Origin of the sequence: Candidatus Liberibacter americanus str. Sao Paulo (assembly GCF_000496595.1) — a bacterium.
GTDB classification, from domain to species: Bacteria; Pseudomonadota; Alphaproteobacteria; order Rhizobiales; family Rhizobiaceae; genus Liberibacter; species Liberibacter americanus.
This window is the reverse complement of record NC_022793.1, coordinates 496,445-519,876: the sequence shown is the minus strand read 5'-3', so window position 1 is coordinate 519,876 and position 23,432 is coordinate 496,445. Positions and strand designations below refer to the sequence as shown.

Genomic DNA, 23,432 nt, shown 5'->3' with positions numbered 1-23,432 from the left:
CTCTTAATCCACCACATCTATACCCATTGAAATAGCAGAACCCTCTACCATGCGCATAGCTCCCTTAATATTAACATCACCCATATCACATAATTTCTTTTCAGCAATTTCACGAATTTTTACACGAGATATAGATCCACAAGATTCCTTACCAGGAAGCTTAGATCCTGACTTAATGCCCACCTCACTTTTAAGGAAAAAACTGACTGGAGGCTGACTCATAGTAAAAGTAAATGATTTATCATTATAACAAATCACTGTAGTTGGAACAGGAATACCCTTTTCCATATCTTTAGTCGCCGCATTAAAAGCCTTACAAAATTCCATAATAGGAACACCAGTTTGACCAATAGCAGGACCAACTGGAGGAGAAGGTTTTGCAGAACCAGAATCTATCTGCAATCTGACACGACGAACAATCTTTTTAGCCATACCTAGTCCTTCATAAATAATAATTTATATATTACAACAACAAATTTGAAAACAAATCAAAAAACATAAGCTATACGCAATACATACACATAAAGCAAACATTTTCAAACAAGTAAATAAATTTATGAAAAAAAATTAAACGATCTTTTCAACCTGATTATAAGAAAGCTCCACAGGAGTAGCTCTACCAAAAATTAAAACTTCTACTTTAAGGCGAGACTTGTCTTCATCAACATCCTTAACAATACCATTAAAAGAAGCAAATGGACCATCAGAAACATAAACCTGTTCACCGATCTCAAACATAATAGAAGAAACAGGCCCATATTCGGATGCTTCAACTTGACCCATAATACGATTTATTTCCTCATCTGAAACAGGAGAAGGATTATTGTCAGATCCAAGAAAACCTATTACTTTCGGAGCTGATTTAATAGCATGATATACTTCATCATTCATAACAGCTTTTGCTAATACATAACCTGGGAAAAACCTACGTTCAGAATCTACTTTCCTTCCTTTACGAACAACAACAACTTTTTCAGAAGGCACTATGATTTCTTCCAAAAAATTTCTCAATCCAGTCCTATTCAATCTCTCACAAATAGATTTAACAGCACTCTTTTCACAATTAGAATATACTTGGATTATAAACCAACGAGACACCATCCTATCACCCGACAACTAATCACCTCACATATAGAATAAAACTCATAATTGATCCTATAAAATGGTCAACCATCAAAAAAAAAACTGAAGAAACAACTAACATAATCATTACAAGAATAGCCGAAACAACAACCTCGTTGCGAGACGGCCAAATAATTTTTTTTACTTCAATTTTAACATTTTTTAAAAAGTCTAGCAAAGCCATTAAAACCACCAATTATTTTTAAATAGATATCTCAGAATATCTTTAGAACACGCGCTTATTATAAAATCAAGAGATAAACCGCAGATCTACACAATTATGACACAACAACTAATTAAATAGAAACAAAATGGCAGGGGCAGAGGGACTCGAACCCACGGCCTGCGGTTTTGGAGACCGCCGCTCTACCAACTGAGCTATACCCCTTTTCTTCTAAAAAACTGATTTATATATCGCCAATACTAAAAACATTATATTTAAATATTAAATCACTCAATAATATCAGTCACAATACCAGCACCAACAGTTCTACCACCTTCACGAATAGCAAAACGACGACCTTTTTCAATAGCTATAGGATAAATAAGCTCTACAGTTATAGAAACGTTATCCCCAGGCATTACCATCTTAGTATCACCATCCAATATAACCTTACCAGTAACATCAGATGTACCAATATAAAACTGCGGACGATAATTGTCAAAAAAAGCAGTATGACGACCACCTTCAGACTTCTTCAAAACATAAACCTTACATCTAAACTTATGATGCGGCTTAATAGAACCAGGAGCACAAAGAACTTGCCCTCTAACAACATCTGAACGTTGTATACCCCTAAGCAATATCCCAACATTATCACCAGCAATACCACTATCCATCACTTGTTGAAACATCTCAACACCAGTACATGTCGTACTAGCCGTCGGACGAATACCTACTATCTCAAGGGGATTACCTACCTTAACAGATCCTCTACTAATACGCCCAGTCGCAACAGTACCACGACCACCAATAGAAAATACATCTTCTACATTCATCAAAAAAGGTCCGTCAACATCTCTAACAGGAGTAGGAATATAACTATCAACCGCTTTCATCAATTCATGAATAGAATCTTCTCCTATCTCCTTATTCTTCCCCTCCATCGCACAAAATGCAGAACCTCTAATGAAAGGTATCTCATTACCGGGAAAACCATTCTCGGTCAAAATCTCGCGAAGCTCCATCTCAACAATCTCGATAACCTCTTTGTCAGCATCGCTAATCATATCAACCTTGTTAATGTAAACAACAATAGACGGAACACCAACCTGACGAGCAAGAAGAATATGCTCCTTAGTCTGAGGCATAGCACCATCATTGGCAGAGCAAACAAGTATCGCACCATCAACCTGCGCAGCACCAGTTATCATATTCTTCACATAATCAGCATGACCAGGACAGTCAACATGACAATAAGACCTGCTATCTGTCTTATAGGAAACATGCGCCGTAGAAATAGTAATACCTCGCGAACGCTCTTCCGGAGCCCTATCAATCTGATCATACGCAGTAAAATCACCGTAATACTTCGTAATAGCAGATGTAAGTGTCGTCTTACCATGATCAACGTGACCTATAGAACAAACACCTATATTCTCTCTGTCTCGAACAAAACTTACCTTAGCCATCCTATAATTTCCCCTTATCCCTCGTTATCCATAATAATTAAAAATAATCATGAACATAACATAAAGCGGTAAAGCAACAAACAAAATATAAACTCATAAATGCATGAGAAATATTAAATTTATAACAATCTAAATGGTAGCGAAGGAGGGATTCGAACCCCCGACACAAGGATTATGATTCCTCTGCTCTAACCAACTGAGCTACCCCGCCAAATTTTACTATATCTAAAACACATTGATTACGATTATCAACATCAAACTGTCAACAAAAAAACTGAATAAGAACACTAATTGATTTAAAACCAAACTAATTACATTAAATTTATCTAGTCCGATGACTAAAAGTATCTTTGCCAGTTATAGAAAACAGCATTTGCTCTACCTCATTAGAACGCTTAGAGTAACTAATAAATCCGCCTCCTAGAACAATTGCCTCCATTGAATCAGAGCTATAGAATACACATGCCTGACCTGCAGAAACACCTTCCTCACCATTTTCAAATTCTACATAAAATCCATTAATATCCTTCCCAACAAATACAGGAACAGGATCTTGTGAAGAACGAATTTTAGCAAAACATTTAAAGCCAACAGTTGCTACATCTTCAAAAAAACCATCTCCTAACCAATTTATATCACGCAAATAAATACTATTAACCTCTAATGCTTCTCTAGGACCAACGATTACTTTAGCGCTATCTGCATCCATATGAACCACAAAAAGCGGCTCACCAGTCGAAACACCAAGACCACGCCTTTGACCTATAGTATAATCAACAATGCCTTTATGCCGACCTAATACTGTTCCATCTAGATGTATAATATCTCCTTCTAATGAAGAATTCTTATGCAAATTTTTCACTAAGTCAGAATATCTTCCGTTCTGAACAAAACAAATGTCTTGACTATCTGATTTATCAGCAACTTTCAATCCCATCTCTTTTGCAATTTTTCTAACATCTTCTTTTTTCATATCTCCAAGAGGAAAACGTAGATCGCATAACTGCTGCTTAGTAGTTGCGAATAAAAAATAACTTTGATCTTTTGCAGAATCCATAGGTCGACACATTATACGCCGACGAACCCCATCTTCTCCAACATGAATACTAGAACGTATGTAATGACCTGTAGCTAAAATATCAGCTCCTAATTGACGTGTAAAAGACAATAAATCCGAAAATTTAACAGTTCTATTACACTCAACGCAAGGCAAAGGAGTTTCTCCAGCAATATATGAATCTGCAAAAGGAACTATAACAGAATTATAAAAACGCTCCTTATAATCAAAAACATAATGCGGTATACCAATAGATTCACAAACGCGACGCGCATCATAAACATCCTGGCCCGAACAACATGAACCAGATTTTTTTGCCATATTATCTCTAGGATACAGCTGTAACGTGACGCCTATAGTCTCATATCCATCTCGTTTTAGCATTCCAGCTACAACAGAAGAATCAACTCCTCCTGACATGGCAACAACAACGCGTATATCTTTGCGATCCTTATCCAAATCTAAGTTATTCATATTTATCTATACCTACCTAGCATCTTTTATTCATTACAAAACAAACTCAATAACTTATAGATGCAACTAATAACAAAAAAGACAATCAACACATATTCTCAAATTTTTAAATCAAAATCTAGTTTAAATTAAAAATAACAATGCAATAAGTACAAACTTAATAGACTTAAATAATAATAAACAATAAAATTTGGCAAGATCATCATCTATATTTATAACAAATTCAAGAAAAAGCTCGCAAAAAAGCACTTTTCTGAAAATAGAATGCCCACTTTAGCCAATCACAAAGCAATATAAGATCTTCTTTAGAGATAGTAGCTCCTACCCAAATACGTAATCCTGAAGGAGCATCGCGATATGAGCCAATATCATATGCAACCTCTTCATTTTCCAAAACAGAAACTATAGATTTAGCAAAAGCTGTTTGAGAATCTATGCCAAGAGACAAAATATCAGGATCAATAATTTTCATACAAACAGAGGTATTAGAACGAGTCTTCAAATCAACTGCTAAATTATCAATCCAATCATTTTTATGTATAAAATCAAATAACACAGCAGAATTTTCATTGCATCGTTCAATCGTAGCATCAACTCCACCTATTTTTTTAACCCAAAGCAACGCATCAATATAATCTTCTATACATAGCAACGAAGGAGTATTTATTGTGTGCCCTGAGAATAGCTCCTCATTAATCCTACCATCCTTAGTCATGCGAAAAATTTTGGGCAATGGCCTAGCAGGGATATAATTTTCAAGACGTTCAACAGAACGCGGGGATAATATAATAACACCAAATCCAGCTTCTCCACCCAAAACTTTCTGTGCAGAAAAAGTAGTAACATCCAATTTTTTTAAATCAACTTTTTGCGCAAAAACTGCAGAAGTAGCATCACATATCACCAAACCATCTCTGGATTCTGGAATAAATTCAGCATCAGGCACGCATACACCAGAAGTTGTGCCATTCCAAACAAAAACCACATCTCTATTAAAGTTTACTTTAGAAAAGTCTGGTAGATGGCCGTAAGGAGCAGTAAATTCTCGCACATCATCAATCTCTAACATCCGAATATCTGCAATCCAACCAGCTCCAAAACTTTCCCACGCAAGAACATCAACTCCACGAGGACCAAGCAAAGACCACAAAGCCATTTCAACAGCTCCAGTATCAGAAGCAGGAACTATAGCAATACGATAATCTGATGGGACAGATAAAACATCACGCGTAAACTCTATTGCACGCCTAATCTTGTCTTTTCCTAGAGCAGATCTGTGAGATCGGTTAAGCAACGCTCCTTTTAAATCGCCAATAGACCATCCCGGACGCTTCGCGCAAGGACCAGAAGAAAAAAAAGGACGAACAGGCTTAGATTGTGGCTTAAATACATCTAACATAATACGTCAACGCATAATACATATTAACAATTAACTACATACTTAAAAGCAAATCAAACAATGCTTAAAAGAAAATCAAACAATGAATAATTAAATTTATACACCAAAAGCTGCCGCATTATCATTCATATAAGAATAATAATCAAGCTTCATATTTATGAATTTGATTTAGATTAACGATCAACTTAATTTTTTCACCACCATGTTATTACGCGTCTTACGCGCATAAAATTTTTTAAATTAATTTAATAAAGGGCAAATTATAATATTAAGATAATAATAAAGCATTGATTCATATATAGAGTATACAACATATCAACAAACGATATATTGCTTTATTTCATTAGTATAAAACTAAATAACAACATTATCCCCTGAAAATATTACAAGACTATCAACTCCCTGAGATTTTTCAAAAGCATCAACTGCTAATTCAATTTCCATACTTGTTTTAATTTTTTTTCGTCCTGTAGAATCCGTAAATTCTTTTGCATTTTTTGCGACGACTTTGAACCCGTTATAGTGCAACCAATCAAGCAAAGGATGTAAAGGCGAATATTGTTGTTCTGCATCTCCAACAATAACAGCAGTATAAAACTAAATAACAGCTTTAAATATAGAAAATAAAATTTCCTCAACATCTAAAAATTTGTTAAAGTAGACGGGGATATACTCTACACGACATTCAAAGGAAAATATAAAACAAATAGCTTTGAAATACTAAAAAGTATACTCATATGTAATTAATTTATGAACTAAAATCATCCTAAATCTCATAATACCTATTATCTAAGACAAGATCGATATTTAATCTTAGCAATAATCATATAATAATTAGATAAGTCATATCTACAAGCTATTTATAGCCAAAATACGACCATAATACACCCTTAATTATATTATGATAATAACTATATTATCGTAGTATTTGAGAGAAAATGAGACTCAATATACGAAATATAAAACAATTTATAACTTTATTAATTGCCAACTATTCTCAATATCTCTTTATGTATATAGCTGTTTCCGGCTACTATGCTCTTAGTTTCAAACATCATATTTCCACCCGAAAAATCAGTGGCTAACCCACCTGCTTCACGAATAAGCATAATTCCTGCTGCCATATCCCAAGGAGACAATCCAACCTCCCAAAAACCATCGAACCTACCTGCCGCAATATAAGCCAAATCAAGAGCTGCTGCACCAAAACGACGAACGCCAGCAACCCTATCCATAATACGACGCAATATAACGATAAAATCATCTTTTTTATCAAAACCTAGATGCGGGATGCCACAACAAATCACAGATTTAGATAGCATACGGCGAGAAGCAACACGTATCCGACGGTCATTTAAAAAAGCTCCACTCCCACGTTCTGCAGTGTATAATTCATCTGTTATAGGGCTAAAAATAACACTAGCTACTATTTCATTATTACGCTCTAAAGCAATGGAAACACAAAAATGCGGGATAGCATGAAGAAAATTAGTTGTTCCATCTAACGGATCAACAATCCAACGAACATTACTATCTTTCCCCCGAATATATTCCCCTTCCTCGCCACAAAATCCATAGTTAGGACGAGCATGAGACAGCTGTTGATAAATGATCTCTTGAGACTTTAAATCAGCTTGAGTTACAAAATCAGCTGGACCTTTAAGAGATATCTGTAAATTCTGAACATCGCCAAAATCACGTAATAAGGACCTTCCTGCTTTTAAAGCAGCTTCTACCATAACATTAAGAAGCGCAGATCTAGGCATGTTTTATTCTCTTTTTTATCTAATTATTTAAGTCCAAGGCATAATATATAAGGAAAAATTTCGTATATAACAATCAAAAACATAACTTTTAACAGTATTATCTATTGTTAAGATGATATATAATGCACTATCAAATATATTATAATAGAATGTTGCACAAATACGGATAATTGAATCATTAATAATTAAAAATAATCCTGTATTAATCAATATATTAATAATCTACATTATTTTTTAATAATTGTTAAAAAATAATCCAAATTTAAAATACTATGGTCTAAAATTGTAATATAAAAGAAAAACATGAGAGTTAAAAATAATCATAACAATCAATTCAATCAGCAGATATACATTAACAATAAACTAGTAGCATTTAATCTATTCCATATTTGACATGGAAATATCTTCTGAAAAGACTTAACATTGTATTTTAAAACACTAATATCCGTCACACATCAATAAAATGAAATATTTACTGACGCTTGTCTGTTTAAAAATAGCAAGTTATTGCTTAAATAATCACATAAAAGGAGCAATTTTATGAGTATAGCACCACCTATTGCCATTATTATGGGAAGCCAATCTGACTGGAAAATCATGAAACATACAGCAGACATGTTGGATACAATAGGAGTTGATTATGAAGCACGCATTATCTCAGCCCATCGTACTCCTAATAGATTAATAGAATTTTCTAATAATGCACGCTTTGAAGGATTTAAGTTGATAATTGCAGGAGCTGGTGGAGCCGCACATCTCCCTGGCATGTTGGCGTCTATGACATCTATTCCTGTTTTAGGTGTCCCAATAATGTCGCAGGCTCTAAGAGGATTAGATAGTCTTTTATCGATAGTGCAAATGCCTACAGGCATCCCAGTAGGAACTATGGCTATTGGAAAATCTGGAGCAATTAATGCCGCCCTACTAGCAATTGCAATACTTGCACTAAGCGATGAAAATCTTACTGAACGCTTAGACGATTGGAGAAATCAACAAACATCATCTGTTTCCAATTATCCCAAGGATTTTTCAATATGAAACAAAAAACTATTGGGATCATAGGAGGAGGACAGTTAGCACGCATGTTATCTATGGCTGCTGCTAGACTAGGTTTTAACGTAATTATTCTAGATCCTAACAATAAATGCCCAGCAAATCAGGTTGCCAAAAGGCAAATTATAGAGAACCACAATAATATAGAAGCATTAAATGATATTGCCAGCCTTTGCGATTATATAACATATGAATCTGAGAATATTCCGATAGAATCAATTGAATATCTCTCTAAGATACGACCTGTATATCCATCATCAAATGCGATTATGATTGCGCAAGATCGTTTATATGAAAAGAGATTTTTTCAAGATGCCGGACTTAATACAGCAACTTTTTATGAAATTAATTCCCAAAAAGAACTATCAAATGTTATATCTAAAACTACAGAAAAAGGAATACTAAAAACTCGGCGCATGGGATATGACGGCAAAGGACAAAAAACATATAATCCAGGTGACCCTATTGATAACCTTTACTCTCTTCTAGGCAATAATCATCTTATCTTTGAAAATTTTATAAAATTTGAAAAAGAAATTTCAATTATTGCAGCACGTGCAACTGATGGATCTATATGCATTTATGATCCAATAGAGAACCAACATATTGATGGAATATTACATAAATCTATAGTTCCAGCTAATATTAGCATAAAAACATCAGATCTAGCTCAAAATGCAACAGAAAAGATTTTAAATTTACTAAATTATATTGGAGTTCTTTGTGTTGAGTTTTTTGTCACACATGATGAACAAATTATTGTGAATGAAATGGCGCCCAGAGTACACAATTCTGGACATTGGACGGAAGCAGCTTGTACTATTTCTCAATTTGAACAACACATTCGTAGCATTTCACATCTTCCCATTATCAATCCCTATCGACACTCAAACTGTGTAATGCATAATTTGCTAGGATTTGAGATAACACAAATAGATAAATGGCTTAAATGTAATGCAAGCTTAATCCATATTTACGGAAAATCAAAAGCATTGCCGAAAAGAAAAATGGGCCATGTCACACAGATATTACCTAAAAATTAACTATAAATTATTCTATTACATAACTTATAAAATATATTATAGTTGACTTAAATCTATTGACTTAAAAACAAAAAAAAGATAGTTATGTTGCCTATTGATTAGTTGTTTCTCTGGAGTGGTAATTGTGAAAATAAGAAACTCTTTGCGAGTGCTTAAGACGCGTCATCGTGAAAACAGATTAGTGCGTCGCAAAAATAAAATTTATGTTATTAATAAGCTTAATCCGCGTTACAAAGTTAGACAAGGATAGTTATTTAAATAATATGCGATAAACGATGGTCAAATTTATTTTTTATGACTTACTAGTTTTTACGTGTTATATTATATAAAACAATTGGCAAGATTATCGTTTGTTGGATTGTAACAATGATAAATATAAATTTATACACAGGCCATAAGATGAATTAAATCAAGTCTATGAAATTTGATGTGATTTTTAAAACTATTAAATGACATCTAAAGATTGTTCTGCGATTAGTTAAAACTATATGATGGTGTCGTAATTACTTTTTATATAAATTTATTATACTGATTATGCTTTGTTAGCTATTTGTATCTTTTGAGGATAAATCCGATAAAAGTATAAATATTATATGTTAATTTTCATGGTTTTATTTGGAAAATATAATTATTTATGAGTAGAAATATTTGTAGGCAGATAAGGTGTTTTTCTATTAACTGATTTGTTTTGTATGATTATAAAAGATAGAAAAATCAGTACTGACATTAGTAATCCACAAATCATAGAAGCTAGCAAATCCAACTTAGGATGTTTGTTAACCCTGTATTTCCAAGTTGCTATAATCAGTGAATAAACAAGAGCGTATATTAAAATAAAACTCAAAAAACCGATTGTCGGCAAATTCTCAGAAATGCTATGAAAAGAAAACTCTATTTTCCTTAAGATAAAATCAAACATTAATCATAAAATCTCATTAAAAACAATTAATACAATTTTTAATTTGTAATAATTAAATAACAATCAAACTATAAAAATAGTAAATGATTTATATAAACAATAATCGCTAAATAGATTAAAAAATAGCCCCTATTCTCGATAAATATAATATAATTACCATATTATTAAAAGCCATATATATATAATATTACATATAGTAACATTATTAATATAAAAAATAATACAACAATGATTACAAATAAAACCCAATGAATGGGTAAAAAAACTGTGTCTAATAGTCAATTAATTCCATACTAAAAAATAATTCAAGATTTATAACTAGTCTTCTCATAAATATACCAAATAATATAGACAATACCAAGATATATTATATTTATATATACTAGATGTATATATCTTATACCCTATAATTGAAAAAAATATATTTATATAAAAATAAAATTTTATGTAGATATATTTGCAATTTAAATATTAAAAATATTTGAAATATTATTATTAACCATTATCATTATGCTCATATGTTCCATAGTATCTAATCACTTAAAGGAACGATCTATAAAAAACAGATAAAAATTAAATTAATTAAGATATATTTTCAGAAACAAATACATCAAAAATTACCGAAGAAAGCAGTATGCAGATGCAGTATAATGGTGTATATATTTTATAGAATGTATAGTATAATTGAAAAGCATCGGATAATTCAAACTTAAATTGATACAGTAAATGATATTACATTCATCATCTAAAATAATAAGAAACAGCTTATCTTTATATAATCAGATTATAAGCATTATTCTAATATCAATATATTCTTTCCCATCATATGCAAAAGAAGACAATACTAATACAACGCATAAAACATCTATAATTTATAAGGATGCATCTAGAGGCAAAAGAATATTACCATTGCAAGAAGTCACTCTTGAAGCAAGATTAACAGAAAATAGCCAACCTATAAATACGGGAGTTTCTTGGCATGTCTTTGATCCTTCTCTCAATAAAGACGGCTTAATATCATTGATAAAAAAATCAGTAGGAGGAAAAGAATCGTTTGAACTTTTTCCAGGAGAGTACCTAATTAGCGCCTCTTTTGGCCATTCTGGAGTGGTCAAAAGAGTAAAAATAAATCCAAAAGAAAAACAACGAAATCACGTTTTTGTACTCAATGCAGGAGGATTGCGTCTTCACAGCGTATACGAAGCAAATTCATTTATTACAGATGATGATCTCACATTCTCTATTTATGCAAATCCCAATAAAAAACCTATAATTATCGCCGATAAAATAAAATCTAAAACACTAATAAGATTAAGCGCAGGTAACTATCAAATAACTTCTAAATACGGAAATTATAATGCATTAGTTAGCACTGTTATTAAATTAGAGGCTGGAAAAATTATTGATGTCAGCATTCAAAATAAAGCGGCTAAAGTAGAATTTAAACTTGTTGCAGAAGAAAAAGGAGAAGCAATTGCCGATACAGCATGGCTAATATCAACAGATAGCGGAGATACGGTCGGAGAAAGTATTAAAGCTTCCCCATCAATGATCCTAGCAGAAGGAGATTATATTGCAGTTGCTAGGAATAAAGATAGGAATTACTACCGAGAATTTTCAGTAGTATCTGGGAAGAAAATGTTAGTAGAAATCATAATGCGCCAAGGAAGAATGGATAAGTTATTATAATAATAAACCATATAATAGCATTATAATCAATAATTTATACAATAACACAACTAATCAACAAGACAATAATATAGTTATGAAATGATCATTAATGATATAAATTATATATTATTAATATACCAACTCTTCATAAAAGATATTATAATAAATTTTATAATACAAATATTAGTTAATATTTGTATTTATGCTTTTATCAAAAATAATAATTCCAATTTAGTGAATGCAAGCTAATTTATATAAATAAGGTCAAAATTATTCTTATAATAATCAAATATTGATAATATCAAATTAATTGAATTCACCTCAATCAAAGCTTATAATAAATCTTATTCGTTATGCAATTTGTTAACTAATATCCATGAAAGAAAATAATAAAAATGATCAATATTAGAACTGAAAAAGATAGCTTTGGCACTATTGAAGTGGAAGAAAGTCGCTACTGGGGAGCTCAAGCTCAACGTTCTTTAGAAAATTTTAAAATTGGAGATGAAAGACAACCAATCGCAATAATACGCGCACTCGGTATTATAAAAAAAGCAGCAGCACATGTTAATATGGAATTAGGAAAGCTTGATCCAAAAATTGGAAAAGCAATAATAAAAGCATCAGAAGAAGTTATAAGCGGCAAATTGGATGAGCATTTTCCTTTGGTTGTTTGGCAGACAGGTTCCGGAACCCAATCTAATATGAATGTTAACGAGGTAATATCTAATCGCGCCATAGAAATACTAGGAGGAATTATTGGTTCAAAAGACCCAGTCCATCCCAATGATCATGTTAATTTATCACAATCATCAAACGATACGTATCCAACAGCAATACACATAGCATGTGCAGAACGAATAAATCATCGATTATTGCCAACTCTTCGCAAATTACACGAGTCTCTACAAAAAAAAGTATTTGAATTTCAAGATATTATCAAAATAGGAAGAACTCATACTCAAGACGCCACTCCTTTAACTTTAGGCCAAGAGTTTTCAGGCTATGCTACACAAGTAAAAAACTCAATTAAACGCATCGAAATGACTTTAAGTGGTCTATATGAACTAGCACAAGGAGGCACAGCAGTAGGAACTGGCCTTAACTCTCCTGTTGGCTTTGCTGAAAAAATTGCTAAAAATATAAGAAAAATTACAGGATTACCATTCGTCACAGCACCAAATAAATTTGAAGCACTAGCCACTCATGATGCCATTACTTTTTGTCATGGAGCAATAAATACAGCAGCTACATCTATTTTTAAAATAGCAAATGATATTCGTTTTCTAGGATCAGGCCCACGTTCTGGACTTGGGGAGCTAGCACTTCCTGAAAATGAACCTGGATCATCTATCATGCCAGGAAAAGTTAATCCAACTCAGTGTGAAGCTTTAACACAAGTTTGTGCACATATTTTTGGGAATCATGCAGCGATTACCTTTGCTAACACTCAAGGACATTTCGAACTCAATGTTTATAAGCCAATGATTGCTTATAATGCGCTGCAATCAATACAACTTTTAAGCGACTCAGTGGAATCTTTTGATAATAACTGCATATCTGGTCTCCAAGCACGCACAGAAAACATCAAAAATTCTCTAAATAAATCATTGATGCTAGTTACTGCATTAACATCTAAAATAGGATATGATAAATCTGCTATGATAGCCAAAAAAGCTCATGTTAACGGAACAACATTAAAAGAAGAAGCTATAGCTAGTGGACTAGTCTCTGATGCAGAGTACGATCTAATTGTTAAACCTGAAAATATGCTTTATCCTAGTTAAATTTAAAATTTACGTAAATTTTCTCAACCAGTATTTTTATATTATTTAAAATATATGATATATGGAACTAATTTTGGCATATAAATTCAATCAAAGATAATTAGCAATACTAACATTTATTGCTAATTATTCCCAATAAGCCAAGTTCATAGTAATTTATGAACATTGCATCATCTAAATTCCTGCAATACTATGAACATTTGTTTACTGTATTTATACAGTAAACAAATGTTGTAATTATTATAAAAATTATATTTAAGAAGAAATATTATAGAATTAAATACCATACTCTCTAATCTTACGATAAAGTGTAGATCTTCCTATACCAAGCCTCCTCGCAACTTCGCTCATATGTTCTTGATATAATTTCATTGCCAACTGAATTACTTCTTTTTCAATATCAGATATGCTACGAATTTCTCCTTCTTTATTAATTACCATAATGCTATATTGAGAAGTTAATATAGCATCATTTGAAAAATTAGTGCTATTCTGAGAGGATATTATGTTAGAATTATTTAAAGTTTTTAAGTTATCTTTAGCTTTTTCATTATCATACAATAACATTAACTTAGATAAATTATCTTCTGTAATTTGTAAACTTTCACTAGAAATTACGGATTGAAATACAATATGCTCAAGTTCTTTGACATTATCAGGCCAATCATAAGATATTAATGTGGACAATGCCTCATTTGTAAAATTAATGCTATTTATTTTATGCTGTATACAAAAACGTTTTAAAAAAAATCGTGCTAACCATGGAATATCTTCACGACGATTGCATAATGCAGGAACCTTTATAATAAAAGAGCTAATCTTGTAATAAAAGTCTTTAAAAAATGGATCAATAGTAACTTCTGACAACAATTTTTTATTTATTGAAAAAATAAGGCGAACATTTAACTTGGTTTTATTTTGATAATAACTGCAGTCAATTCTACCTGTATTGATAAAATTACAAATCTTCTCTTGTGTTTTTATAGGCAATGCTTGCACTTCATCAAAAAAAATCGTCCCACCATTAGCTTCAATAAATTTCCCAGGATTATGAAGTTTACAATCAATGTCACCGAATAAAAATTTTTCAATTTTATTTTCATCAATCACCCTACAATTAACAATTATAAAAGGATAATCAGAACGTGAACTCGATATATGAATAGAACGTGCTAAAGTTTTTTTCCCAACACCAAATTCCCCTTCTATCATAATCGGTGTTTTGCATTCTGCAGCCATACGTGCTAAATTAATTACTCTAATCATGGCAGGATTGACAGCAATCAATGAATCCAAGGATAGAGATTCATTTTCTATTTCATTTATATAAGATAATCTGTACCAATCCAAAACAGATAGTATGGAATCAACAATTTGATCTGATGAAACTGGATTAGAAAAAAAATTATAAATATTACTTTGGGAAGAATTTATAAGCAATTTAAGGCAATTATAATCTGTTTGAATAATTATTGGAACATCAAGATCAATTCCCAAAATGTATTTTAAAATAAGTGTAGCATTTTCTCCAAAGTTCATAAGACTAAAAAAAATAGTATTTATATCAGCATAATTTGAAACATCATAACATGCTCGTAACGAACCTAATACACTAATATCATATCCACAATCTTCTATACGACTTCTGAATAAATTATACTGTTCATAATCTTTATCTATAATCAATAAACGCTTGCGATAATCTATAATTTCTTTCTTAGGCATTCTTTAGCATTTTCTCTATTTAGTAAACAATAAATGTAGTTTACTAAATAGAGCTGAAAATCTTATTGGATTTTATGATATAATTTTATTAAAATCAGATATCATTAGTCTATTCTAGGAATAGTATTGCAATTATATATAATTTTAATTAGGTTGCCACAACTTATATAATATTTATTCTCGTAAATATTATTTTAAAAAATCAAGAGGATATAAAAAATGATAGATTTTCGGCGACAATATATTGCTTATAATTTATTTTTAAACCCAAAATTATCAATTGATAATAAAAATGACTGCAAAAAAAAATTAGGGGAATTACCCAGATGGAATTTAAATGATCTTTATCCATCTCACGATAGCCAAGAAATTTTAAACGATATTAAGCGCATTGATCAAGAGAGTTTAGCTTTTAAGACACGCTGGGAAAATAATCTATTAAATGCCACAAATCTAAATGAATGCAATGGACTTGGAGCTGCAATTGCCGAATATGAAAGATTATATGATATTATTGGACGCGTTATTTCATATGCTTATCTACTGCATAGTTGCAATATGTCTAATCCAGAAATCAGTAAATTTTATACAGATACCATAGCAAAACTTTCCCTTGTAAATAATCAACTGATTTTTTTTGCATTAGAAATTAACAATATAGATGATAATAATCTAGAAAAATCATATTCAAATGATAGTTTGGCACTTAAATATTCTCCTTGGATAAAAAATGTCAGAAAACTCAAAAAACACTTATTATCAAATGATTTAGAATGTCTAATGTCAGATATGTCGCAAACAGGACTAAATCCCATAAAAATGTTTTTTTCTGAAACAATTGAATCTCTCAGATTTAAAGTGGATGACCAAAAATTACCACTTGAAAAAGCATTAAATTTGCTTCTCAGTCCAGATAGAAGTATTCGCGAAAAATCAGGGAAAGCCATATCAAAAACTTTTAATAAAAGTGGCTACATTTTTACGTTCATTACCAATAGCATTGCAAAAGAAGACGAGATACAAGATAAGTGGAGAAAATACGATAATATTGCGGATAGTCGTCATCTAGAAAATAATATTGAACCAGCTGTGATAGACTCACTCGTTAAATCTGTAAAGAACTATTATCCCAAAATATCTCATAGATATTATGCTATGAAAAAGAAATGGCTTAAATTAGATAAGCTAAATTTTTGGGATCGTTACGCCCCTATTCCAGAAGAAAAAGAAACGATTATCAGCTTCGATAAAGCAAAAGAAATCTCTCTTAAAGCGTATTCTAATTTTTCTCCTAAGATGTCTGAAATTGCAGAGAAAATGTTTGTTAATAAATGGATTGATGCACCACAATATGAAGGGAAAGCATCTGGAGCGTTTTCTCATCCTACAGTTCCATCATCTCATCCATATGTTTTATTAAATTATGCTGGGAAATTAAGAGATGTAATGACATTATCTCATGAGACAGGTCATGCTATTCATCAAGTACTTGCTGCACAGCATCAAGGGGCTTTAATGTCTGATTCTTCTTTAGTATTGTCAGAAACTGCTTCTGTTTTTGGAGAAACATTGACTTTTGATTTTTTAATGAGATCTATATCTGATAAAAAAGAAGTTAAGACTTTACTTGCAAAAAAAGTTGAAGATTCAATTAGTACTATTATACGTCAGATTGCTCTTTACGATTTTGAACTCAGATTACATAAAGCTCGTCGTGCAACTGGAAGTTTGCCTACTGCGCAAATTAATGCGATATGGCTTGAAACCCAAAAAGAAGCACTTGGACCTGACTTTGAGCTTGATGATACAGGATTTGAGAATTCATGGATGATGATTCCACACTTTATCAATGTACCTTTTTATGTTTATTCATATGCATTTGGTAATTGTTTAGTGAATTCGTTATACGAGATATATAAAGAAAATACAGTAAATCAATTTCAAGAAAAATATCTTGATATTTTGCGTGCAGGAAATTCAAAACATCATTCAGAACTTCTACGTCCTTTTAATATTAATCTAAATGATACAGATTTTTGGGATAGAGGATTACATGCGGTTGAACGAATGATTGATGATATTGAAAAGATGTGATTATTCAATATTAGATTATGTTATCTTAAATGAAAAATGGTTCACCGTTTATACTATTTCGGGATGATTGGAAAAAAGATTTACTGCTTTTTTCTGATCCCGTAGACATCATATGTGCACGCAATGAAAGAGAGTTTTATCCATCTTTTGCTAAGATGGAAGAAGCTCGCATAAAAGGAAAATGGTTAGCAGGTTATATATCTTACGAAGCCGGCTTTCTATTAAATAAGAGCCTAAAACATCTTTTCAAACCTAGACAAGATATTCCATTGATTTGCTTTGGAGTGTTTAATTCTCCACCTTCTAAAGAAGACATTCTTTTGCCTCATATTTATAAGAAGCAAAAATATTTTTTGCATAATCCGCAGATATCTTGGGATTATAAACTATATAAAAGAAAATTTGAACAATTCTATCAAAATTTACGATGTGGTAACTGTTATCAAGGAAATATAACTTTTCCAATCACAGCAGAATGGTTAGGAGATCCTTTAATAGCCTTCTGTTCACTAATTGAAAAACAACCTGTTCGTTATGGTAGTTTAGTATCTTTGCAAGAGCCAATTATATTATCTCGTTCACCAGAATTATTTTTCTATATAAACGATAAAGGAATAATTGAAACAAGGCCCATGAAAGGAACAGCGCCTCGTGGAAAAAATTTTGAAGAAGATCAAAAAATAATTGATAATTTTAAAAAAGAAAATAAAAATTTATCTGAAAATATAATGATTATTGACTTACTGCGTAATGATATAGCACGTATTTGCATTCCAGGAACAGTAAATACTCACTCTTTATTTGAAATAGAAAGTTATAATACTCTACACCAAATGATAAGCGGTGTTTGCGGCAAAATATCTCCTAATTTGAAGATAAAGGATATTTTCTCTGCATTATTTCCATGCGGATCAATTACAGGAGTTCCAAAAATAAAATCAATGCAAGTTCTCCAACAGCTAGAAGAAACACCTCGTGGCATCTATTGTGGAGCGATAGGTTTTATTTCTCCAACATCGACAATGCGTTTTTCTGTTGCTATTCGTACTATAACTCTTTTTCCAGACAATAGAGCAATCCTTAATGTAGGAGGAGCAGTAACTTACGAATCTAATGCTGAAGCAGAATATGAAGAATGCCTTCTTAAAAGTAGATTTGCTATATGAAATTTGGCAGAATATCTTATATGATCTTATATCTATAAAGTTACAAATATTTGATTATCATATCTTGTATATTATTTGTAATAAAATCAGATAAAAACTTATAGTTAAACAAATATACATTATTTCAAATAATATTGTATTATAGTCAATAAACATTGCATTATAATACCAAATTGTTAGAACAATATAGTATATAGTAGTTATTAGATGGAGAATATATGATAGAATGATTAAATATTTTTGTATTGCAATTGATGTGTTTGTTATAATAGCAACGCTAATAACATGTTTTTTTATGGACGAACAGTTTTCATGGTGGATTAAAGTATTTATACCTTTTTGCCTGATTAGCGTTATGATAATTCATATCGCCTATCTTAATAATTTCGTAGTATTTTTTGTGTTTTTTCCATTCCCAATAATATTTTCGAATTATATTCCTCATATTGCTTAGTGTATTTAACTATATAATAGTATAAATACGATATACTGACTATTGTTTATATAATATAGTTGTGATTTTGAATAGAATCAATATATTAATATATGCTTATATTAATGTAAGTATCGTTTTTACATGTTTAAAATGATAAAAATATCATTTTATTCTCAGGAGATGTGGTTAATAATGAAAACAAGGTTATTTTTACAGCTTATGCCTATTATATTTATTATAGGATCATGCAGTATAATCAACATAAATGAGGATAAAGAATTATCTAGACATGAAATAACAGGTTATTGGGAAGATAGAAAAGGCATTGTATCATATTTTCAAAATGATGGCACATTCAAAACTATCTCTACAGATGGATCTAATACGGTTTTGGCGACAGGATTTTATAATTATAACTCTGCTCAAAATATAGAAATAAGCCTAACTTCTTTGATACGAAAAACTTCTGAAAAGATTAAATGCAAATTGACAAAAAAATACATGATGTGGTGCATTTCTCAAACCAAAGGACAATTTTATCTTGAAAGAACACATTTAACTGAACAACCAATGCATCCTGATAAATCACATGAAGATCTTCCATCTTTGCCCGATGATCCTAGTGCCCCTCCTACATCAATTATATTTTACGAGTAATTCTGATAGATATAGCTTTTAAATTATTTATTTCATTTATGATTTTCTAATATCAAATACAATATATCTAGTAATTTATTGCAAATAAATTCCATCATATAAAAATATGATAGATATTAAACTTGATACTCAAGAAACATCTTGGTAGAGATTAAACATCTAAATCATAAAATATTCTTTTAATGAGAATATGTTTCAAAAACTATTTTTGCCATCTTTAAAAGATAACATTAGAAAAGAAATTATTATTTAATGATTAAATTGAAAAAACTACAAATTTGGATTTTATCATATGAGCGAACCTGAAGATTATAATCCTCACGCTAATTATGACGTTAAATTTGGGAAAATTGGAGTTTTAATACTCAATCTAGGAACACCAGATGGATATGACTTTTTTTCATTACGTCGATATCTAAAAGAATTTCTACTAGACAAACGAGTAATTGAATTACCAAGATGGCAATGGCTGCCAATTCTATTTGGCATAATTCTTAACATAAGACCACATAAAATAAAATATTATTATGCTAAAATTTGGAATAAAAAGGAGAATGAAAGCATACTTAAAACACATACTCGCAATCAGGCAATCGGATTATCTAAAAGATTAAAAGATATACCTTATGCAGTAGTTGAATGGGCAATGAGATATGGAAAACCATCAATAGATAACACTATTGATAATCTAAAAAAGCAAGGTTGCGATCGAATTGTTATATTCCCGCTTTATCCACAATATTCAGCGGCTACAACAGCAACTGCACAAGATAAAGTTTTTAAAAAAATGATGCATATGCGTTGGATTCCAAGCATAAGAGCTATTCCTCCATATTATGATAATCCATATTATATTGCCGCATTGAATAAATCAGTAAGAGAACACTTGGAATCTATTGAATGGCAACCAGAAATACTAATAACATCATTCCACGGCATGCCAATTTCTTATTTTCTAAAAGGAGATCCATATAGCTGTCACTGTCGTAAAACAGCACGTCTTCTAAAAGAATCTTTATCATTATCAGATGAAAATTTTAGATTCAGCTTTCAATCACGTTTTGGACCATCTGAATGGCTTCAACCTTATACCGATAAAACAGTGGAACAATTAGCTCGTAATGGAATAAAAAGAATTGCTATCATTACTCCTGGTTTTTCTTCTGATTGTCTAGAAACAAAGTTTGAAATTGCACATGAAGTAAAAGAAATTTTTATGAATAATGGCGGTGAAAAATTTACATATATCCCATGCCTTAATAGTAGTGATACAAGCATAGATCTTTTAGAAAAAATAATCCGCAATGAATTAAAAGGCTGGGTATAAAAATTACTATCAGCCAAAATAAACCTTAAATAGTAAGAAATCACACTAAAAATCACATAATAATGCAGATATTTGGCATAATAAAATTACACAATATGATAAATCATAACTATTAAAAGTTTTTAAATTAATAATTTTTTAAAAATTATTCATAACAAATATTGACGATCTTAACATAATAATAAATCAAACTATTTTTAGTACATAACCTAACGCACTCCTATAAGTTTATGCATCTGTATACTGACACGCCATTTGGGATTTTTAGAACAGTACTCTATTGTTAGATTGGTATTTTTTGCAAGATCCGAACCATCCATCGGCTGCAATGAATATCTATCAAAATCAAACATACTATAATTATCTGGATGAGCATTTATCTGCGGAAATACTAATTTTAACTCATTCCCTGTCTTAATTTTTAGATCACACCCTTCTTTAGGGCTAACACATATCCAATCAATTCCTTCAGGAGCTTTGATAGTACCATTAGTTTCAATAGCAATTTTAAAATCACGCTTATGCAAAGCATCAATCAATGGAGTATCTACCTGCAATAATGGCTCTCCGCCAGTCAAAACACAATAACGATTATCTTTGCCGCCAATCCACTCTGATAAAATAGCATTAGCTAAAGTTTCAGAGGTATAACTGCCTCCCTTAGTTCCATCTATAGATACAAAATCAGTATCACAAAATCGACATTTTGCAGAAGATCGATCTTTTTCTCTTCCTGACCAAAGATTACAACCAGTAAATCGACAAAAAACAGAAACACGCCCTGCATGAGCGCCCTCTCCCTGAATAGTCAAAAAAATTTCTTTTACGGAATAAAATTTCATTTATCCAATAACCTGCCTTATATTCAAATATATATAAAAATCAAAACCTAATTTCATTAATTTGTTGTACTTATAGTATTAATAGATAATAATCTATTTTTTCGATCATAATTGATTGTATATTAAATAAAAAGTATCGTTTTTTAAATAATAAAACTTGAAACTTATCAGCAAGTAATTAAAGAAATAATCAACCCAAAACAAAGCCACATACCATAAATATCATTATCTTTAAAAGATATAAGACAGCTATCTGGACAAGAAATATCAAGAGTAATAATTTGTTTCATAAGACCGCAAAAAACAATTAACAACGCAATCCAAGCAAAAATATTCACATTGATAAGATAAAAGGAAACAACCAACGAGAAAATGAACAGTCCATATAAAAAAAACAGCCATAATTTGCTATTATTAGCAAAAACTCTAGCTGTAGAACCTAGCCCTATTAATTCATCATCTTCTATATCTTGATATGCATATATCGTATCATATCCTATAACCCAAAACATTACCCCTATATAAAGAAAAATAGTAACAAAAGATATAGAATCATAAATAGACGACCATCCTATAATAATTCCACCTGAGAAACAAAGGCTTAAGACGATTTGAGGACATTTCATAAAACGTTTGCTAAAAGGATATAATACAACGATAGATAATAAGATACATCCTAAAAAAATTGTAAAATAATTAAATTGAATTAATATAAAAAATCCAATTAAAAGCTGTAATAATAAGAAAATAAATGCCTGAAAACGACTACATTTTCCTGATGGCAAAGGCCTTGATTTTGTTCGGAAAACTTTTGAATCAATATCTTGATCTACAATATCATTCCAAGTACATCCTGCTCCTCGCATAGCAATCGCACCAATAATACAAAGGAATACATACTTAATAAGCTCAAACCAAGAAAAAATTTCTATCTCTTTAAGAGAATGAGCAGCAAGCAATAGAGACCAAATACATGGCCATGCCAATAAATGCCAGCCCACTGGTCGATCCCAACGAGCTAACTGAACATACGGATAAACAGGATGACTTATAATAAAACGACGAAGATTATCACGAAAAGAATACATTAGGTGAAATTAAAAAATGTTATCACATTACCTGACAAACTATATAACTAGTATCGATTTTATGTCAATAAATAAAAAATTAAATCTTGTAACAACAATAATAATATTAAAACTGATAAATTAATAATCATTAATTGTAGATTTTAATGTAAGAACATTGATTTTAAATGCATA

At 31.0% G+C, this 23,432-nt stretch carries 20 protein-coding genes, 2 tRNA genes and 1 pseudogene; 9 read left to right on the top strand and 14 right to left on the bottom strand.

What is annotated here, in order from left to right:
* Positions 1-3: 3 nt before the first annotated feature.
* From rplK to LAM_RS02190, 10 genes and pseudogenes are all read right to left on the bottom strand, one after another.
* A complete protein-coding gene (gene rplK / locus LAM_RS02235) occupies positions 4-432 on the bottom strand; it encodes a 50S ribosomal protein L11 (RefSeq protein WP_007557341.1) in 429 nt (142 codons plus the stop codon).
* A gap of 135 nt (positions 433-567) precedes the next feature.
* Entirely contained in the window at positions 568-1,101 is a 534-nt protein-coding gene (gene nusG, locus LAM_RS02230) for a transcription termination/antitermination protein NusG (RefSeq protein ID WP_007557340.1), read from the bottom strand.
* 19 nt (positions 1,102-1,120) lie between these two features.
* Complete coding sequence (gene secE, locus LAM_RS02225; RefSeq protein ID WP_007557339.1) at positions 1,121-1,306, bottom strand: preprotein translocase subunit SecE; 186 nt, start codon at positions 1,304-1,306, stop codon at positions 1,121-1,123.
* Between the two features lie 128 nt (positions 1,307-1,434).
* A tRNA-Trp gene (locus tag LAM_RS02220) sits at positions 1,435-1,510 on the bottom strand.
* Positions 1,511-1,572: 62 nt separating this feature from the next.
* Positions 1,573-2,754, bottom strand: coding sequence for an elongation factor Tu (gene tuf, locus LAM_RS02215; RefSeq protein WP_007557022.1), 1,182 nt, complete (start codon positions 2,752-2,754; stop codon positions 1,573-1,575).
* Positions 2,755-2,888: 134 nt separating this feature from the next.
* Positions 2,889-2,965, bottom strand: a tRNA-Met gene (locus LAM_RS02210).
* A gap of 111 nt (positions 2,966-3,076) precedes the next feature.
* On the bottom strand, positions 3,077-4,285 hold the full coding sequence (mnmA, locus tag LAM_RS02205; protein WP_007557208.1) for a tRNA 2-thiouridine(34) synthase MnmA: 1,209 nt from the start codon (positions 4,283-4,285) through the stop codon (positions 3,077-3,079).
* 223 nt (positions 4,286-4,508) lie between these two features.
* A complete protein-coding gene (locus tag LAM_RS02200) occupies positions 4,509-5,684 on the bottom strand; it encodes a phosphoserine transaminase (RefSeq protein WP_007557207.1) in 1,176 nt (391 codons plus the stop codon).
* A gap of 369 nt (positions 5,685-6,053) precedes the next feature.
* Positions 6,054-6,281, bottom strand: a pseudogene (locus LAM_RS05275) (NYN domain-containing protein); the annotation flags it as partial.
* A 383-nt stretch (positions 6,282-6,664) separates the two neighbouring features.
* Positions 6,665-7,450: an inositol monophosphatase family protein gene (locus LAM_RS02190; RefSeq protein WP_007557206.1), complete on the bottom strand. Its 786-nt coding sequence runs from the start codon at positions 7,448-7,450 to the stop codon at positions 6,665-6,667.
* Positions 7,451-7,990: 540 nt separating this feature from the next.
* Here LAM_RS02190 and purE point away from each other — a divergent pair.
* The 3 genes from purE to LAM_RS02175 all read left to right on the top strand — a co-directional run bounded on the left by purE (position 7,991) and on the right by LAM_RS02175 (position 9,796).
* The gene (purE, locus tag LAM_RS02185; RefSeq protein ID WP_007557205.1) at positions 7,991-8,488 is read left to right on the top strand and encodes a 5-(carboxyamino)imidazole ribonucleotide mutase; all 498 of its coding nucleotides are present in this window, start codon (positions 7,991-7,993) and stop codon (positions 8,486-8,488) included.
* The gene (locus LAM_RS02180) at positions 8,485-9,546 is read left to right on the top strand and encodes a 5-(carboxyamino)imidazole ribonucleotide synthase (RefSeq protein WP_007557204.1); all 1,062 of its coding nucleotides are present in this window, start codon (positions 8,485-8,487) and stop codon (positions 9,544-9,546) included. Before purE ends, LAM_RS02180 begins: the two co-directional genes overlap by 4 nt.
* A 124-nt stretch (positions 9,547-9,670) precedes the next feature.
* Positions 9,671-9,796 (top strand): ribosomal protein bL36, encoded by a 126-nt coding sequence (locus LAM_RS02175; protein WP_007557203.1) that lies wholly within the window; start codon positions 9,671-9,673, stop codon positions 9,794-9,796.
* A gap of 378 nt (positions 9,797-10,174) precedes the next feature.
* Here LAM_RS02175 and LAM_RS02170 read toward each other — a convergent pair whose 3' ends face one another.
* A complete protein-coding gene (locus LAM_RS02170) occupies positions 10,175-10,465 on the bottom strand; it encodes a hypothetical protein (protein ID WP_007557202.1) in 291 nt (96 codons plus the stop codon).
* Positions 10,466-11,191: 726 nt separating this feature from the next.
* Between LAM_RS02170 and LAM_RS02165 the strand changes: the two genes are divergently transcribed.
* Complete coding sequence (locus LAM_RS02165) at positions 11,192-12,154, top strand: hypothetical protein (protein WP_007557201.1); 963 nt, start codon at positions 11,192-11,194, stop codon at positions 12,152-12,154.
* A gap of 377 nt (positions 12,155-12,531) precedes the next feature.
* Positions 12,532-13,923: a class II fumarate hydratase gene (fumC, locus tag LAM_RS02160; RefSeq protein ID WP_007557200.1), complete on the top strand. Its 1,392-nt coding sequence runs from the start codon at positions 12,532-12,534 to the stop codon at positions 13,921-13,923.
* Between the two features lie 276 nt (positions 13,924-14,199).
* Here fumC and LAM_RS02155 read toward each other — a convergent pair whose 3' ends face one another.
* Positions 14,200-15,648: a sigma-54-dependent transcriptional regulator gene (locus LAM_RS02155; RefSeq protein WP_007557199.1), complete on the bottom strand. Its 1,449-nt coding sequence runs from the start codon at positions 15,646-15,648 to the stop codon at positions 14,200-14,202.
* Between the two features lie 219 nt (positions 15,649-15,867).
* Between LAM_RS02155 and LAM_RS02150 the strand changes: the two genes are divergently transcribed.
* The 4 genes from LAM_RS02150 (at position 15,868) to hemH (ending at position 21,328) form a co-directional block, all read left to right on the top strand.
* Positions 15,868-17,742, top strand: a complete 1,875-nt coding sequence (locus LAM_RS02150) for a M3 family oligoendopeptidase (protein WP_007557198.1) — start codon at positions 15,868-15,870, stop codon at positions 17,740-17,742.
* A 29-nt stretch (positions 17,743-17,771) separates the two neighbouring features.
* Positions 17,772-18,908, top strand: coding sequence for an aminodeoxychorismate synthase component I (locus tag LAM_RS02145; RefSeq protein ID WP_007557197.1), 1,137 nt, complete (start codon positions 17,772-17,774; stop codon positions 18,906-18,908).
* 628 nt (positions 18,909-19,536) lie between these two features.
* Complete coding sequence (locus tag LAM_RS02135) at positions 19,537-20,001, top strand: Omp10 family outer membrane lipoprotein (RefSeq protein WP_007557195.1); 465 nt, start codon at positions 19,537-19,539, stop codon at positions 19,999-20,001.
* A gap of 292 nt (positions 20,002-20,293) precedes the next feature.
* On the top strand, positions 20,294-21,328 hold the full coding sequence (hemH, locus tag LAM_RS02130; protein ID WP_007557194.1) for a ferrochelatase: 1,035 nt from the start codon (positions 20,294-20,296) through the stop codon (positions 21,326-21,328).
* 209 nt (positions 21,329-21,537) lie between these two features.
* On the opposite strand, the gene queE is transcribed toward hemH, so the two are convergent.
* Together queE and ubiA are read right to left on the bottom strand one after the other, a co-directional pair.
* On the bottom strand, positions 21,538-22,170 hold the full coding sequence (gene queE / locus LAM_RS02125; RefSeq protein WP_007557193.1) for a 7-carboxy-7-deazaguanine synthase: 633 nt from the start codon (positions 22,168-22,170) through the stop codon (positions 21,538-21,540).
* 167 nt (positions 22,171-22,337) lie between these two features.
* Positions 22,338-23,258, bottom strand: coding sequence for a 4-hydroxybenzoate octaprenyltransferase (gene ubiA / locus LAM_RS02120; protein ID WP_007557192.1), 921 nt, complete (start codon positions 23,256-23,258; stop codon positions 22,338-22,340).
* Between the last annotated feature and the right edge of the window lie 174 nt (positions 23,259-23,432).